We start from the raw sequence: 15598 nt of genomic DNA, 5'->3' as shown, positions 1-15598 counted from the left end.
AACTAGTCCTGTTCGTCAGGCTCGTCGGCATTGCGAGCAATCGCCACGATAGTCACGCCGTCCGGGAGGTCCATCAGCTTGACCCCCATTGTGTTCCGGTCACGCGTACGGCGTACAGGCTTCACCGGAGTCCGGATGACACCACCGTTGCTGGTGATCGCGAACAACTCGTCGTCCGGGTCGATCACCACCGCACCGACCAGACCACCACGCCGTTCGGTGATCTTCGCAGTCAGCACGCCCTTACCTCCCCGGCCCTGCACCGGGTATTCCTCGATCGGGGTACGTTTCGCGTATCCACCGTTCGTGGCCACCAGGACGTCCAGACCGTCCCGGACGACCTCCATGGCGAGTAGGACATCGTCGTCCGTGAAGCGCATGCCGATCACACCCGAGGTGGCCCGACCCATCGGCCGCAGCGCCTCGTCCGAGGCGTTGAACCGGATCGCCTGCGCCTTCTTCGAGACCAGCAGCAGGTCGTTCTCCGGTGCCACGAGAGCAGCACCGACCAGCTCGTCCTCATCGCGCAGGTTGATCGCGATGATGCCGCCGGAACGGTTGGAGTCGAACTCCTCGAGCCGCGTCTTCTTCACCAGGCCGTTCTTCGTGGCCAGTACCAGATAGGGGGCTACCTGGTAGTCCGGGATTTCGATGATCTGCGCGATCTGCTCATCCGGTTGGAAGGCGAGCAGATTGGCCACGTGTTGGCCCTTGGCTACCCTACTGGCTTCCGGCAACTCGTACGCCTTGGCCCGGTACACCCGGCCCTTGTTCGTGAAGAACAGGATCCAGTCGTGGGTCGAGCACACGAAGAAGTGGCTGACGATGTCGTCCTGCCGCAGCGTGGCGCCACTGACGCCCTTGCCGCCGCGCCGCTGCGAGCGGTACAGGTCGACCTTCGTCCGCTTGGCGTACCCCGTCCGGGTGATCGTGACGACCACGTCCTCCCGGGCGATGAGGTCCTCCATCGAGACCTCGCCGTCGAACGGAATGATCTGCGTACGCCGGTCGTCGCCCCACTTCGCGACGATCTCGCCCAGCTCCTCCGAGACGATCCGCCGCTGCCGCTCCGGCTTCGCGAGGATGTCCTTCAGGTCGGCGATCTCGATCTCGAGCTTGGCCAGGTCGTCGAGGATCCGCTGCCGCTCCAGGGCGGCGAGGCGGCGAAGCTGCATGTCCAGGATCGCGGTCGCCTGGATCTCGTCGATCTCCAGCAGCCGGATCAGGCCCTGCCGGGCGTCGTCCACCGTCGGCGACCGCCGGATCAGCGCGATCACCTCGTCCAGGGCGTCCAGCGCCTTGGACAGACCGCGCAGGATGTGCGCCCGCTCCTCGGCCTTGCGCAGCCGGAACGCCGTCCGCCGGCGGATCACGTCGATCTGGTGCTCGACGTAGTACCGGATGAACTGCGCCAGGTTGAGCGTGCGCGGCACCCCGTCGACGAGCGCCAGCATGTTGGCGCCGAACGTCTCCTGAAGCTGCGTGTGCTTGTAGAGGTTGTTCAACACCACCTTGGCGACCGCGTCGCGCTTGAGCACCAGCACGATCCGCATACCGGTACGACCGGAGGACTCGTCGCGGATGTCGGCGATCCCCGCGAGCTTGCCCTCCTTGATCAGCTCGGCGATCCGCTCGGCGAGGTTGTCCGGGTTCACCTGGTAGGGCAGCTCGCTGACGACCAGGCAGGGACGCCCCCGCTTGTCCTCCTCGACCTCCACCACGGCCCGCATCCGGATCGAGCCACGACCCGTGCGGTACGCGTCCTGGATCGCCGTCGTGCCGACGATCAGACCGTGGGTCGGGAAGTCCGGGCCCTTGACGATGCCGAGCAGGGCTTCGAGGGTGGTCTCCTCGTCCTCCTCCGGGTGCTCCAGGCACCACTGCACCGCCGCGCCGATCTCCCGCAGGTTGTGCGGCGGGATCTTGGTGGCCATGCCGACCGCGATGCCCTCGGAGCCGTTCACCAGCAGGTTGGGGATCCGCGACGGCAGGATGGTGGGCTCCTTGGCCCGGCCGTCGTAGTTGTCCTGCAGGTCGACGGTGTCCTCGTCGATGTCCCGCAGCATCTCCATGGCCAGCGGGTCGAGCTTGCACTCGGTGTAGCGCATCGCGGCAGCCGGGTCGTTACCCGGCGAGCCGAAGTTGCCGTTGCCGTCGACCAGCGGGTAGCGCAGCGACCAGGGCTGCGCCATCCGGACCAGCGCGTCGTAGATCGCCGAGTCGCCGTGCGGGTGGAACTGGCCCATCACGTCGCCGACGACGCGGGAGCACTTCACATAGCCGCGGTCCGGCCGGTAGCCGGAGTCGAACATGGCGTAGAGGATCTTGCGGTGGACCGGCTTGAGCCCGTCCCGGACGTCCGGCAGCGCCCGCCCGACGATGACGCTCATCGCGTAGTCGAGGTAGGAGCGCTGCATCTCCACCTCGAGCCCGACCGGTTCGATCCGGTCGTGCGCGACCACCGCGGCGATGGCCTCGGTGGGGACCTCGGGCTCGTTCGGTGTGGACTCGGGGGAATCGGTCACTGTATACCCTTATCAGACTCAGAGTCGTTTTTGTGCTGTGGATAACGGCTGTGGATAGCCGTCAAGCTGTGGATAACTCTGTGGACCGGCAGGCCAGCCAGGGGCTGCCCGGCTGGCCCGTCGACGTCCGTCAGATGTCCAGGAACCGCACATCCTTGGCGTTGCGCTGGATGAACGACCGGCGGGCTTCGACGTCCTCACCCATCAGGACGCTGAACAACTCGTCTGCGGTTGCAGCGTCGTCGAGCGTGACCTGACGCAGGGTGCGGGTCGCCGGGTTCATCGTGGTCTCCCACAGCTCGGGATAGTTCATCTCGCCGAGGCCCTTGAACCGCTGGATGTCGTCCGGCTTGGCGTTCGGCTTCTTCTGCTGGCGCAGTGCGATCAGCCCGTCCCGCTCGCGGTCGGAGTAGGCGTACTGCGCGTCGTCGCCCTTCTTGTTCCACTTGATCTTGTAGAGCGGCGGGGCGGCCAGGTAGACGTGCCCCAGCTCCACCAACGGACGCATGAAGCGGAACAGCAGGGTGAGCAGCAGGGTCTGGATGTGCTGGCCGTCGACGTCCGCGTCGGCCATCAGCACCACCTTGTGGTACCGCAGCTTCTCCATGTCGAAGTCGTCGTGGATGCCGGTGCCGAGCGCGGTGATCAGCGCCTGGACCTCGTTGTTCTTGAGGACCCGGTCGATCCGGGCCTTCTCCACGTTGAGGATCTTGCCGCGGATCGGCAGGATCGCCTGGGTACGCGGGTCGCGGCCCTGCTTGGCCGAGCCGCCGGCCGAGTCGCCCTCGACGATGAAGACCTCGGACTCGCGCGGGTCGGTGGACTGGCAGTCGGCGAGCTTGCCGGGCATCGAGCCGGACTCCAGCAGCGACTTGCGTCGGGCCAGCTTGCGGGCCTGCTGTGCGGCGATGCGGGCGCGGGCGGCCTGGGACGCCTTCTGGATGATCGTCTTGGCCTCGGCCGGGTTGCGGTCGAACCAGTCGACCAGCCGGTCGTTGCAGACCCGCTGCACGAAGCTCTTCACCGGGGTGTTGCCCAGCTTGGTCTTGGTCTGGCCCTCGAACTGCGGGTTCGTCAGCTTGACCGAGATGATCGCGGCCAAGCCCTCTCGGATGTCCTCGCCGGAGAGCTTCTCGTCGCCCTTGAGCAGCTTCTTGTCGGTGCCGTACCGGTTGACCACGCTGGTCAGCGCGGACCGGAAGCCCTCCTCGTGGGTGCCGCCCTCGTGGGTGTTGATGTTATTCGCGAAGGTGTAGACCGACTCGCCGTACGACTCGTTCCACTGCATGGCGATCTCGAGGGACATGCCCTCCTCCTCGGCCTCGAACTCGACCACCGTCTTGTGCATCGGGTTCTTGGAGGCGTTGAGGTGTCGGACGAAGTCGGCGATACCGCCGTCGTAGCGGAAGGTGACCTCGCGGGTCTTGCCGTCCTCGTCCTCCGGGACCCGCTCGTCGAGCAGGTGGATGGTGATGCCCCGGTTCAGGAAGGCCATCTCCTGCAGGCGTCGGTAGATGGTCTGGAAGTCGAAGTCGATCGTCTCGAAGACGTCCGCGTCGGGCCAGAAGGAGACCGCAGAGCCGGTGCGGTCGGTGGTCTCGCCCTTCTCCAGCGCGGATGGCTTGGAGTGGGTGTACTGCTGCCGCCAGACGAAGCCGGACTTGTGGATCACCACGGCCATCTTGGTGGAGAGCGCGTTGACCACGGAGACGCCGACGCCGTGCAGGCCGCCGGAGACCGCGTACGCCTTGCCGTCGAACTTGCCACCCGCGTGCAGCACGGTCAGTGCGACCTCGACGCCCGGCTTCTTGAGCTTCGGGTGGAGGTCGACCGGGAAGCCACGGCCGTTGTCGGTGACCTGGACCCCACCGTCGGCGAGCAGCACCACGTCGATGGTGTCGCAGTAGCCGGCCATCGCCTCGTCCACCGCGTTGTCGACGACCTCCCAGACGAGGTGGTGCAGACCGCGCTCGCCGGTGGACCCGATGTACATACCGGGCCGCTTGCGGACCGCCTCCAGACCTTCGAGAACGGTGATCGACTCTGCGCCGTACTCCTGCTTGTCCTGCGCTGCCACCCTCGGCCACTTTCTCGCGTCGTCGGCGCCGCTGGGGCGCGTCGGGCGCGGGTTCGGCGGGACAGGACGCGACGTCGGCGCGCGGACCGGTGCCGGAGACCTCCGGACAGCGGGAACGCGCCGGTCGCCGCGGTCGCCCGCGGATCGCGATCGGCTCGACTCGGAGTGGAGAATGACCTGGGGCCACCGGCCCCGTCGCTCGCCCACACCGGGTCTTCGTCTCGCTGTCAATCCTACTGTGCGCGGGAGACAGAACCACCACTCGGCACCCTCAACGAGGCGGCTGAGATGTCCGTAGCCGGCAGAACCCCGTTACCCTCGACTCCCCCCACACGCCACGCCCTGTTCGGACGCGCCGCCCCCAGACAGGTTGACCCGCACTCGGGCGGGTCGGGGGTCGCGGTCGGATCGTCCGTGCCGTACGTTTGCGGCGCCCCGGCAGCGGCCTTGATCTTTACCGGCCGGAACCGGGACGATCGACCCGATCGACCCGACACGTGCTCTCTAAGAGGTGACAGATGGGGCTGGACAACGTCGCGGTGCAGTGGCCGCGGACCGGCCGCTTCTACGATCCGGTGGCGCCGGCCGAGTTCGTCGACTTCGGCGAGATCGTCGACCTGCCACGGATCTCCGCGCCGACGGCGGCGCTGGCCGAGCTGATCGCGAAGACCGGCACCGTCCGGGCGACCGCGTACACCGAGCTGGTGGATCTCCTGCTCGGCCTCGAAGGTGTGTTGTACGCCACAGACGCCGCGGCCGAGGACGAGGATCCGGTGATCGACCCGGACGGCTGCGCCTGGATCGCCGGTGGCATCGAACGGTTCGTGGCCGGCCACCGGGAGTACGGCGAGACGGTCACCTTCGACTCGGTGAGTACGGTGCTGCGGGCACTGCTCGGCGACGGTCGGCTGGCGGAGCAGCAGCTGCGCTGGCTGGACACCCGGCTCGACGCGTTGCGCGACGAGAGCGGTGATCCGCCGCAGTGGAACTTCACCTGTGCGGAGCTGGGCGTGCTGGCGGCGTTCTACCGGCGGTGCGCCGAGCGCGGCTTCGCCGTCTACGCCGACGCCTGAACCTCCGGGCCGGCAGGGCGGTTGGCGGCGGCGATCACCTGGGTGAGCGCCGCGTGCAGGTGTTGCAGGTCCTCGACGGGCAGTCCGAGGCGCTGGACGATCGCGGCCGGGATCCGCTCGGCCTGGGCGCGCAGGGCCACGCCGCTCGCGGTGAGTGTGACGGCGAGGCTGCGCTCGTCGGCGGCGTCCCGTTCCCGGCGCAGGTAGCCGGCCGCTTCGAGCCGCTTGAGCAGGGGTGACAGGGTGCCCGGGTCGAGCTGCAACAGGCGGCTGAGGTCGCGGCCGGACAGCGGGGCGTGCTGCCAGAGCGCCAGCATCACCAGGTACTGCGGGTGGGTCAGGCCCATCGGCTCCAACAGGGGCCGGTAGACGGCCACCACGCTGCGTGCCGCGACCGACAGGGCGAAGCAGACCTGCTGCTCCAGCGCCAGCGGATCGGTGCCCTGCGGTTGGTCGCTCATCGGTTGCTCTCCTCGCGCACGGCAACTATCGTACCGATCGTTGGTACACCAACCATTGGTGCGGCAAACTTAGCGACGGCAGGCGGGAGGGGCGGCAGATGAGCAAGGACGGCGCGACCACCAGGGCACCGGGTGAGGGCGGTCGACTCCTGAGCTGGGCCTTCCGGCACCTCGCCGGGCCGGCCGACGGCGTGCAGGGCGCGGTGCAGGGCGGTTCGACGGCCGCTCGCGAGGCGTGGAAACGTGACCTGGCCGAGCGCAAGCGCTACACGCAGGAACAACGCGAGCGAAAGCGGGCCGCCCGGGAGGCCGGCCGGCGGCGCTGAGACGACCTGCTCAGCCGTACGTGTCGCGCGGTCCCCGCCCACGCACCCGGCGTGGGCCCTTCTGCCAGGACGGCGCGGCCGGGCCGTGGATGTGCAGCTTGCGCACCACGTTGTGGCCGACCTCCTGGGCGATCTGCTTGAGCAGCGAGCCGGCCAGCAGCCGGAGCTGGGTGGCCCAGGCCGTCGAGCGCGCCTCCACGGTCAACTCGCCGTCCTCCAGCTTGACCGGCCGGCTGTGCTGGGCCACCTCCGCACCGACCACCCGCTCCCACGCGCCGAACACGGTGGCCTCGGCCGCGGGCTGCTGCCAGCCCCGCGCCTTCACCAGCCGGTTCAGCACCGCGCCCAGGAGCTGCGGGTCGCGCGGGTCGGGCCCGGGGCCCGAGTAGCCACGCAGCCGCCGTCCCGAGCCGCCAGCGCCGTCGGCGCCACCACCGGTGGTACGCCGGGTGCGCGCTGCCGCCTGGCGGCGGGACAGCGCGGCGTCGAGCACCGCCCGCGCCAACTCCGGGCCGCTGGGCCCCTCCGGCTGCCCGTCGGTCGCCCCGGCCGCTGGAGTACGCCCGCCGGCAGCATCCCCGGCCTGCCGGCCGCTGCCGGTGGACGTGGCGCGCGCCGGCCGGGTCTCTGGCTCATCCGACACTTCGTACCGTCCCCTCGCCGACCTGGTAGCGGGTGCCCCGCAACGCGGCCGGAACGTCGTCGTCCACGGCACAGGTGACCAGCAGTTGACTCGCCCCACCCACCAGTTCCGCCAGCCGTTCCCGACGACCGGCGTCCAACTCGGCGAAGACGTCGTCGAGCACCAGGACCGGCTCGATGCCGTCGGCGCGCAGCAGGTCGTACCCGGCGAGTCGCAGCGCGAGCGCGAACGACCAGGATTCGCCGTGGCTCGCGTACCCCTTGGCCGGCAGCGGGCCGAGCGACAGGGCCAACTCGTCCCGGTGTGGCCCGACGAGCGTGGTGCCCCGTTCGATCTCGGCGGCCCGCGCGGCGGCGAGCGCGGCGGTCAGCGCTTCGGCCAGCGTGGCCCGGTCGGTGGTCGGTTCGGCCAGTTCGACCGACGGCCGGTAGGCGATGCCGGCCGCGCCCCGGCCGGCGGCCACCGCGTCGTACGCCTTGGCGACGTGCGGGGTGAGCGCGGCAACCAGTTCCAGCCGGCCGGCGAGCAGCTCCGCGCCGTGCTGGGCCAGGTGGGTGTCCCACACCGCGAGGGTGCCGAGGTCGCCGCCCCGGGAGCCGCCGGTCTTGCGGGCGAGGTACGCGGTGCGCAGCAGGGCGTTGCGCTGCTTGACCACCCGGTCGTAGTCGGCGCGTACGCCCGCGTAGCGGGGTTGCCGGTTGACCAGGAGATCGTCGAGGTAGCGGCGACGCTCGGCCGGATCGCCGCGGACCAGCTCCAGGTCCTCCGGGGCGAACAGCACCAGCCGCAGCGCCCCGAGCACGTCGCGCGCCCGCCGGGCGGGAGATCGGCCCAGCCGGGCACGGTTGGCCCGCCCCGGCACGATCTCCAGCTCGACCAGCAGTTCCCGCCCGTCGTGTACGACCGCGCAGCGGATCACCGCCGAGGAGGCGCCCATCCGGACCAGCGGCGCGTCCGTGGCGACCCGGTGCGAGTCCAGGGTCGCCACGTAACCGAGCGCCTCGACGAGGTTGGTCTTGCCGACACCGTTGGCGCCGATCAGGACGTTCGCCCCCGGCTGGAGGTCGACGGCGACCCGCTCGTACGAGCGGAAGTCGACCAGTTCCAGCCGGCGGACGTACACAGGTTGTGGATACCGCTCAGCGCTTGTGGACGGCGTGGCCGCCGAACTGCTGGCGCAGCGCGGCAACGGCCTTCATGGCGGGCGAGTCGTCCTGTCGCGACTGGAACCGGGCGAACAGGGAGGCGGTGATGACGTTCAGCGGTACGGCGAGCCGGACCGCCTCGTCGACCGTCCAGCGCCCCTCGCCGGTGTCCTCGGTGTAGCCGCTCAGGTCGGCCAGCTCCGGGTCCTCGTCGAGGGCCCGGTCCAGCAGGTCGAGCAGCCAGGAGCGGACGACGGTGCCCTCGCGCCACGACTTGAACACGCCGGGGACGTTGGTCACCAGCTCGGAGGCGGTCAGCAGCTCGTAGCCCTCGGCGTAGGCGTGCATCAGGCCGTACTCGATGCCGTTGTGCACCATCTTCGAGTAGTGCCCGGCCCCCACCGGGCCGGCGTGCACGAAGCCGAACTCGCCCTCCGGCTTGAGCGCCTGAAAGATCGGCATGAGCCGGTCGACGTGCTCCTGGGCACCGCCGACCATCAGGCCATAGCCGTTCTGCCGGCCCCAGACGCCGCCGGAGACGCCGACGTCCACGTAGCCGATACCGCGCGCGTTCAGCCGCTCGGCACGGGGAGCGTCGTCGCTGAAGCGGGAGTTCCCGCCGTCGATGATGATGTCGCCGTCCCCGAGCACCTCGGCGAGTTCGTCGATCGTGGCATCGGTGACGCCGGCGGGCACCATCACCCAGACGGCACGCGGCGATTCGAGCTTCTGTGCCAGCTCGGCGAGGTTAGCCGCGTCGCTCAGCTGCGGGTTGTGATCGAATCCGACCACGTCGTGGCCGGCAGCCCGCAACCGCTCGCGCATGTTGCCGCCCATCCGGCCGAGTCCTACCAGGCCGAGCTGCATTTGTTCCTACCTCCGTGGATCTGGTGTTGCTGGGCCGATCAGCGAGAGACGCGGATCGGCATGATGAGGTACCGATACCCCGGAATGACCTCACCATCCTCGCCAGCGGGTGAGATCACCGCCGGCTTGAAAGCGTCGACGAACGAGAGCATGGCGGTCTGCGCGCCCAGGTTTGCCAGGCCGTCGATGAGGTACTGCGGGTTGAAGCCGATGGTGAGCGGGTCACCGGTGAAGGTGGCCTCCATCGCCTCGCTCGCCCGTGCCTCCTCGGAGCCGCCAGCCTCGACCACCAGGCCGTCGGCGCTGAAGCTGAGCAGCACCGGCGTGGTGCGCTCGGCCACCAGGGCGACCCGCTTGACCACCTCGATCAGCGTGCTCACCGACACCCGCGCCTCGGCGTTGTGGGTGGCCGGGAAGAGCGAGCGCACCGGCGGGTAGTTGGCGCCGTCGAGCAACCGGCTCGTGGTGCGACGGGTGCCACCCGCGAGGCCGACCATGCCCTCACCCGCCGCGCCCTGGGCGAGGGCGAGGGTGACCTCGCCGCCCAGCGGACCGAGCGCCTTGGCGGTGTCGTTCAGGGTGCGGGCCGGGACCAGCGCGTTGATGCTGACCTCAGGGTCGTCGGGTCGCCACTGGATCTCGCGCAGCGCCAGCCGGTACCGGTCGGTGGCGAGCATCGACAGCGTGCTGCCGGAGAGCTCGACGCGGACGCCGGTCATCATCGGCAGCGTCTCGTCACGCCCGGCGGCGATGGCCACCTGGGCGACCGCCGTGGCGAAGGCCGCGGCGTCGACGGTGCCGGCGCTCTGCGGCATCTCGGGCAGGGCGGGGTAGTCCTCCACCGGCATGGTGGGCAGGGTGAACCGCGCGCTGCCACAGACCAGCTCGAGGTGGGCGCCGACCGCGGCGATGTCGACCGGCTTGGCCGGCAGCGCCTTGGTGATCTCGGCGAGCAGGCGGCCGGAGACCAGCGCGGCGCCGTCGGCGTCACCCTGCACCTCGACGGTCACCTGGCTGGAGACCTCGTAGTCGAAACCGGAGACCCGCAGGTTGCCGTCGGTGACCCGGAGCATCACCCCGGCGAGCACCGGTACGGACGGCCGGTTGGGCAGGCTCTTCGCGGTCCACGCCACGGCCTCGGCGAGCGCGTCGCGCTCCACTCGGAACTTCATCAATGCCTCCGCGTCGACGTCAGCGACAACTCTCTCATGCCGACCGCTGCCTACCGTCCCGCCCGACCGTGCGGGTGTCCATCGCACCTTAGGGCGCGGGGACATCGGCTGTGCGCCCGACCCCATGGATCGTGTCGATGCTGACCGGCCTGTCCGGCAGCGTTCGGCCCGATCCACAGGAAGCCCAACGGTGATGATTGGTTTTTGTTCTCTTAGAAGAGATAACCCATCGTCTTCATCGCACCTGTGCAAACTGTGGAGAACTCGGGTCTGCGCAGCTCAGACAGGTTATCCACCGGTGAGTTGGCTGTGGAGAACCGGGTGTGAAACCGCGTCGCCTGTCCACAGCCCGGCGACGCGGGCCCGTTGTCCACCGTTGTCCACCGGTTGTCCACCGGTAATCCACCGACTTTCTCCCCAAGGTTGTGGACGGCCGAGAAGATCACCATTGCCGTTGTCCCCAGAACCTTCAACAGCTCGTACACACCTCGACGATCTTCGGTGGATAACTTCGGCGTTGTCCCCAGGCGTCCACAGCGTCGTGCACAGGGTTTCTCCACAGCCTGTGGGTAACCGAGGTGGGACCGACCGTAGTTATCCACCGTCGGTGGATAACGAGTTGTGGACAACGAGTGAGCTTCGAGGTGGACACGGCACCGATCCTGTGGCCTACACCATGTCGAGGGTCAAGCCGAAGCCCTCGTCGGACGGCCAAATCGGCGCCGCCGACGCCGAGGCGAGCACCGTCCGGAGTCGGATCGTGGCGTTGCGGCGTCCAAAGAAGAACGCCCGGCCGAGATCCGGCCGGGCGTGTCCTGCGGAGTCGTACCCCTCAGGTGTTCTGCTTGATCCGGTTGGTCAGCTCGGCGATCTGGTTGTAGAGCGAGCGCCGCTCGGCCATCTGCTGGCGGATCTTGCGGTCCGCGTGCATGACAGTGGTGTGGTCCCGGCCACCGAAGGCCTGCCCGATCCTCGGCAACGACAACTCGGTCAGCTCCCGGCACAGGTACATGGCGACCTGGCGGGCGTTGACCAGGACGCGCGAGCGGGACTGGCCGCGCAGATCCTCCAGGCTCACGCCGAAGTAGTCGGCCGTGGAGACCATGATCTGGTCCGCCGTGATCTCCGGGCCGGCGCCGTCCGGGATGAAGTCCCGCAGCACCTCCTCGGCGAGCGACAACTCCACGGTCGAGCGGGTGAGACTGGCGAACGCGGTCACCCGGATCAGCGCGCCCTCCAACTCCCGGATTGAGTTCGACACCCGGGAGGCGATGAACTCCAGCACGTCCGGCGGGGCGTAGAGGCGCTCCTGCGCCGCCTTCTTCTGCAGGATCGCGATCCGCGTCTCCAGGTCCGGCGGCTGGATGTCGGCCAGCAGCCCCCACTCGAAGCGCGTCCGCAGCCGGTCCTCCAACGTGGCCAACTGCTTCGGCGACCGGTCGGACGTGATCACGATCTGCTTGTTGGCGTTGTGCAGGGTGTTGAAGGTGTGGAAGAACTCCTCCTGCGTGCGCTCGCGGTTCTCCAGGAACTGGATGTCGTCGATCAACAGGATGTCGACGTCGCGGTAGCGCCGCTGGAACGCGCTGGTCTTGTCGTCCCGGAGCGAGTTGATGAAGTCGTTGGTGAACTCCTCGGTCGAGACGTACCGCACCGACCGGGCGTTGCCGAGTGTCGTGGCGTAGTGCCCGATGGCGTGCAGCAGGTGCGTCTTGCCCAACCCGGAACTGCCGTAGATGAAGAGCGGGTTGTACGCCTTCGCCGGCGACTCGGCCACCGCCACGCTCGCCGCGTGGGCGAACCGGTTGGACGAGCCGATGACGAACGTCTCGAACATGTACTTCGGGTTCAACCGGTTGCCACCGGTGTCGGCGCCGGGCAGTCGGCGCTCGTCCCGCCCGCCGGGACGATGATCCATCCCGCTGCGACCCGGGCCGCTGTCCGTTCCGCCGTCGCGGGGCAGGGGACGGATCACGTGCTGGTCCCGGGGGGACGTGGCGTCCTCGCGGTACCGGGGCTCGTACGGCCGGGTGTCGGGGCCGGGCGGGTCGAGGCGGGCCGCCTGCTCGTCGTACCCCCGCCGTTCGGGCGCCGGTCGGGACGACCGCATCGGCTCGACGAAGGCCGCGCTGAACAGCGCCTCCTGTCCGTCGCGGCTGGCCGGGATCAGCCCGGGCCGGTGCGCGTCGACGACCGGCGCGGGGGGCGGACCCGCCGGCGCCGGCGGTACGGCGGTCTCGGGCAGCCGTGGCCCGAGTTGCTCGCCGATGGCCTCGTTCGCCACGGACCGTCCGGCGTACTCGTCCCCGAGCGGACCCGACTGCGGTTCGTCGACGTCGAGTGGCCCAGGCTCCGGGGTGCTGCGGTAGACGGTGCCGGCCGGCCGGCCGGTGGCGTCCTCCGCCACGCGGACGGTCACGGCAACCTGGATCGGCCGGCCAAGTCGGCGGGTCAGCGCCTCGGTGATCGCCGGGCGCAGCCGCGACTCGATCACGTCCCGGGTGAACGCGTCCGGTACCGAGAGCAGCGCGGTGTCCTCGACGATCGCCCGCAGCCGGGTCAACCGGAGGTAGGCGCGCTGCTGGGCGGAGATGATCTCGTCGGCGAGCTCGTCGGTCGCCGCCAACCACACCGCGGCAAGGTCGGTCGTACCGGCCACCGTCGTGCCACCCCCTCGCCTCTGCTCCCGGCCGCCGCTGTCTGCCAGCCGCCCGTCCCGGGCCCGCCGCGTGCACGGGTGGAACATCACCCACCCGGACAACTGACCAGCGCTCGTCCACAGGTTATCCACAGCCTGTGCACCGACCGATTGTGGCCGCCCGCCGGGCGCGGGACCTGCCCCTGCCTGGACGGCCGTTGAAGCGGGTTCACCGTGCCGAACGATTCACCAGCGTGTCCGGTCTTGCCTGCGCGCGACGACCGGAGCATCCGACGCTCACCGCAATCGGGCACGGTAACAGCGTTGTCCCTGCCCCATCAACCGGCGACGCCCCAGCGACCTTGTCGGCATCAGCGAAAAGCGCCCCTTCGGTCCCGGGCGCGTCCCGACCTCCTCGCTGTGGGTGTTTGACGGTCATTGCACCCCTGCGTAGGCTGGAGCGGCTGCTCTCTCGCCCTCTGCTAGGGTGATGGGTGCTTGCTGCCCGCGGTCGTTTCCCCGCACCGTCGGTCCCGCTCCGCCGGGCAGCGCCGAACGGTGGCCATCGTCGAGGTGGCCTGGACCACCCCACGACCCCGGCGATCCCGTCGCCCGGGGCGCGTACGAAAACGGAGAGCCTGACGTGAGCAAGCGCACCTACCAGCCGAACAACCGCCGGCGCGCGAAGACCCACGGCTTCCGGCTGCGCATGCGCACCCGTGCCGGCCGTGCCATCCTGTCGAGCCGCCGCGCCAAGGGTCGTACCACCCTGTCGGCCTGAGCCGACCGGGCTGGTCCGGGGGACGTGGGCAGTCGTGCTGGCCGCCGCACAGCGACTGCGGCGCAGCACTGACTTCGCCGCAGCGGTTCGCGGTGGCCGACGCGTCGGCCGAGGTGCCGTCGTGGTCCACCTGACCGTGCCTCCGGCCACCGACCACAGCACAACGACCTCGCCGAAGCCGGCGCGGGAGTCTGGCGCGGAGCAGCCCTCCGCTCCGGCCCGCGCCGGCTTCGTCGTGTCCAAGGCCGTCGGCAACGCGGTGGTCCGCAACAAGGTCCGGCGTCGACTTCGGGCGCTCGTCCGGGAGCGGCTGGGCGCGTTGCCCGACGGCAGCACCCTGGTCGTCCGAGCACTGCCCGCCGCGGCCGAGGCGTCGTACGCCCGGCTCACCACCGACCTGGACACCGCCATCGCGGTTGCCCGGTCGCCACGGGAGAGGCGGCCCCGGTGAGTACCGATCCGACCGCCACACGCCCATCGTCGACAGGTGCCCGGGTGCTGATCGCGCCCATCATCGCGTACCGTCGGTGGATAAGTCCGGCACTGCCGGCACGCTGCCGGTTCTACCCGTCGTGCAGTGCGTACGCCCAGGAGGCGCTCGTGCGGCACGGCGCGTTCCGGGGAGTCGTGCTGGCGGTCCGCCGGTTGCTGCGCTGCCACCCCTTTCACCCTGGTGGACATGACCCGGTTCCGGAGCCGGGCGGCCGCCGTCGTGCTGATGTGACTGGAGCCCCGAATTGAGTCTGAGTCTCGACTGGATCTACTACGCGATTTCGTGGATCCTGCTGACCTGGCACTCGGCGTGGGACGCCATCGGGGTGCCGGTCGGCGCGGTGGTCGGCACGAACTTCGCCTGGATCCTGTCCATCATCTTCCTGGTGGTCACCGTCCGGGTGATCCTGTTCCCGGTCTTCGTCAAGCAGATCAAGTCGCAGCGGGCGATGCAGGCGCTCCAGCCCAAGGTCAAGGAGCTGCAGGAGAAGCACAAGGGTGACCGGGAGACGCTCCAGAAGGAGATGATGGAGCTCTACCGGAAGGAAAAGGCCAACCCGCTCATGGGCTGCCTTCCGATGTTCCTCCAGATCCCGGTCTTCCTCGGCCTCTTCCACGTGCTGCGCCGGCTCGACCCGTTCAAGCCCGAGGACAAGAAGACGATCTACGGCTGGACCGTCGATCAGTTCAACAGCGCCTCTCACGCGAAGCTCTTCACGGCCCCGCTCGCCGGCAAGTTCGGCTCCACCGCCGACGAACTGGCGCGGCTCAACGCCAACGGCAACACCACGAAGATCATTGCTGGTGTCCTGGTCCTGGTGATGATCGCCACCACGTACCTGACCAGCCGTCAGATGATCCTCAAGACCGGCTGGGCCGAGGACCCGCAGCAGCGGATGATCCAGCGCCTGATGCTCTACGGCATCCCGGCCTCGCTGCTGATCTCCGGCGCGATCTTCCCGATCGGTGTGATCATCTACTGGGTCACGAACAACCTCTTCACCCTTGGCCAGCAGCAGTGGGTGCTGCGGAAGTTCCCGCCGCCGGTGACCGCCAAGAAGGCCACCGCCCCCGCGGCCAGCCGCAACCCGGTGCAGCCCGCCAAGTCGGGTGGGCTCTTCGGGCGTGGCAAGGCCGCTCCGGCCGCGCCGGTCAAGGCCGCCGCGCCGAAGGTGGCCGGCCCGAAGCCGGGTGCCAAGCCCGCCAACCCGAAGAAGAGCCGCCCCGCCAAGCGGCAGGGCTGAACGCCGTGCGGCCGTCGCCGGTCAACCGGCGACGGCCCAGGCCCCGCACCGCGCAGCCGCCGTACGGCCGGCGCCGGGCGGAACCGGCCGCGCACGGCGCGGTCACGGGCGACACTGCCCGTACAGACGTGCCCGTGGGCACCGGCGACCTCCC

15 protein-coding genes are annotated in these 15598 nt (G+C 69.6%); 6 read left to right on the top strand and 9 right to left on the bottom strand.

The features are described 5' to 3' along the window. Nucleotides 1-2: 2 nt before the first annotated feature. Both gyrA and gyrB read right to left on the bottom strand, forming a co-directional pair. A complete protein-coding gene (gyrA, locus tag ACIA3K_RS22900) occupies nucleotides 3-2525 on the bottom strand; it encodes a DNA gyrase subunit A (RefSeq protein WP_396803548.1) in 2523 nt (840 codons plus the stop codon). A 130-nt stretch (nucleotides 2526-2655) separates the two neighbouring features. Beyond that, entirely contained in the window at nucleotides 2656-4602 is a 1947-nt protein-coding gene (gene gyrB / locus ACIA3K_RS22895; RefSeq protein WP_396803547.1) for a DNA topoisomerase (ATP-hydrolyzing) subunit B, read from the bottom strand. Nucleotides 4603-5120: 518 nt separating this feature from the next. Here gyrB and ACIA3K_RS22890 point away from each other — a divergent pair. After that, nucleotides 5121-5675: a hypothetical protein gene (locus ACIA3K_RS22890; RefSeq protein WP_396803546.1), complete on the top strand. Its 555-nt coding sequence runs from the start codon at nucleotides 5121-5123 to the stop codon at nucleotides 5673-5675. Here ACIA3K_RS22890 and ACIA3K_RS22885 read toward each other — a convergent pair. After that, on the bottom strand, nucleotides 5660-6136 hold the full coding sequence (locus ACIA3K_RS22885) for a MarR family winged helix-turn-helix transcriptional regulator (RefSeq protein ID WP_396803545.1): 477 nt from the start codon (nucleotides 6134-6136) through the stop codon (nucleotides 5660-5662). The genes ACIA3K_RS22890 and ACIA3K_RS22885 overlap by 16 nt on opposite strands. A gap of 98 nt (nucleotides 6137-6234) precedes the next feature. Here ACIA3K_RS22885 and ACIA3K_RS22880 point away from each other — a divergent pair, with 98 nt between their 5' ends. Further along, on the top strand, nucleotides 6235-6462 hold the full coding sequence (locus ACIA3K_RS22880) for a hypothetical protein (RefSeq protein ID WP_396803543.1): 228 nt from the start codon (nucleotides 6235-6237) through the stop codon (nucleotides 6460-6462). A 10-nt stretch (nucleotides 6463-6472) separates the two neighbouring features. Here the strand turns inward: ACIA3K_RS22880 and ACIA3K_RS22875 are convergent, their stop codons facing one another. The 6 genes from ACIA3K_RS22875 to dnaA form a co-directional block, all read right to left on the bottom strand. Beyond that, nucleotides 6473-7105, bottom strand: coding sequence for a DUF721 domain-containing protein (locus ACIA3K_RS22875; RefSeq protein ID WP_396803541.1), 633 nt, complete (start codon nucleotides 7103-7105; stop codon nucleotides 6473-6475). Continuing rightward, entirely contained in the window at nucleotides 7095-8228 is a 1134-nt protein-coding gene (gene recF / locus ACIA3K_RS22870; RefSeq protein ID WP_396803540.1) for a DNA replication/repair protein RecF, read from the bottom strand. Before recF ends, ACIA3K_RS22875 begins: the two co-directional genes overlap by 11 nt. A gap of 16 nt (nucleotides 8229-8244) precedes the next feature. After that, on the bottom strand, nucleotides 8245-9117 hold the full coding sequence (gene gnd / locus ACIA3K_RS22865) for a phosphogluconate dehydrogenase (NAD(+)-dependent, decarboxylating) (protein ID WP_396803539.1): 873 nt from the start codon (nucleotides 9115-9117) through the stop codon (nucleotides 8245-8247). A 38-nt stretch (nucleotides 9118-9155) separates the two neighbouring features. After that, nucleotides 9156-10289 carry a DNA polymerase III subunit beta gene (gene dnaN / locus ACIA3K_RS22860; protein WP_355048570.1) on the bottom strand — a complete coding sequence of 378 codons (1134 nt, stop codon included), beginning with the start codon at nucleotides 10287-10289 and terminating at the stop codon, nucleotides 9156-9158. A 212-nt stretch (nucleotides 10290-10501) separates the two neighbouring features. Beyond that, on the bottom strand, nucleotides 10502-10774 hold the full coding sequence (locus tag ACIA3K_RS22855) for a hypothetical protein (protein WP_396803538.1): 273 nt from the start codon (nucleotides 10772-10774) through the stop codon (nucleotides 10502-10504). Between the two features lie 347 nt (nucleotides 10775-11121). Then, nucleotides 11122-13035 carry a chromosomal replication initiator protein DnaA gene (dnaA, locus tag ACIA3K_RS22850; protein ID WP_396803536.1) on the bottom strand — a complete coding sequence of 638 codons (1914 nt, stop codon included), beginning with the start codon at nucleotides 13033-13035 and terminating at the stop codon, nucleotides 11122-11124. 535 nt (nucleotides 13036-13570) lie between these two features. Here dnaA and rpmH point away from each other — a divergent pair. Genes rpmH through yidC form a run of 4 tightly spaced genes read left to right on the top strand, consistent with a single transcriptional unit; the run spans nucleotide 13571 to nucleotide 15444 of the window. Beyond that, nucleotides 13571-13708: a 50S ribosomal protein L34 gene (rpmH, locus tag ACIA3K_RS22845; RefSeq protein ID WP_007453904.1), complete on the top strand. Its 138-nt coding sequence runs from the start codon at nucleotides 13571-13573 to the stop codon at nucleotides 13706-13708. A gap of 34 nt (nucleotides 13709-13742) precedes the next feature. Then, entirely contained in the window at nucleotides 13743-14159 is a 417-nt protein-coding gene (gene rnpA, locus ACIA3K_RS22840) for a ribonuclease P protein component (protein WP_396803534.1), read from the top strand. Next, nucleotides 14156-14449, top strand: coding sequence for a membrane protein insertion efficiency factor YidD (yidD, locus tag ACIA3K_RS22835; RefSeq protein ID WP_396803532.1), 294 nt, complete (start codon nucleotides 14156-14158; stop codon nucleotides 14447-14449). Before rnpA ends, yidD begins: the two co-directional genes overlap by 4 nt. Nucleotides 14450-14451: 2 nt before the next feature. After that, nucleotides 14452-15444: a membrane protein insertase YidC gene (gene yidC / locus ACIA3K_RS22830; RefSeq protein ID WP_357131790.1), complete on the top strand. Its 993-nt coding sequence runs from the start codon at nucleotides 14452-14454 to the stop codon at nucleotides 15442-15444. Nucleotides 15445-15598: the final 154 nt, after the last annotated feature.

The organism is Micromonospora sp. NPDC051543 (genome assembly GCF_044454415.1).
Lineage (GTDB): Bacteria > Actinomycetota > Actinomycetes > Mycobacteriales > Micromonosporaceae > Micromonospora.
The sequence above is the reverse complement of the archived record's forward strand: the minus strand, read 5'-3'. Positions and strand labels throughout refer to the sequence as shown.

What these genes read in the sequence shown, in the direction of transcription:
- ACIA3K_RS22880 (WP_396803543.1), top strand. Translation starts at nt 6,235, where the DNA reads ATGAGCAAGGACGGCGCGACCACCAGGGCACCGGGTGAGGGCGGTCGA.
- ACIA3K_RS22890 (WP_396803546.1), top strand. Translation starts at nt 5,121, where the DNA reads ATGGGGCTGGACAACGTCGCGGTGCAGTGGCCGCGGACCGGCCGCTTC.
- dnaN (WP_355048570.1), bottom strand. Translation starts at nt 10,289, where the DNA reads ATGAAGTTCCGAGTGGAGCGCGACGCGCTCGCCGAGGCCGTGGCGTGG.
- dnaA (WP_396803536.1), bottom strand. Translation starts at nt 13,035, where the DNA reads ATGTTCCACCCGTGCACGCGGCGGGCCCGGGACGGGCGGCTGGCAGAC.
- gnd (WP_396803539.1), bottom strand. Translation starts at nt 9,117, where the DNA reads ATGCAGCTCGGCCTGGTAGGACTCGGCCGGATGGGCGGCAACATGCGC.
- ACIA3K_RS22885 (WP_396803545.1), bottom strand. Translation starts at nt 6,136, where the DNA reads ATGAGCGACCAACCGCAGGGCACCGATCCGCTGGCGCTGGAGCAGCAG.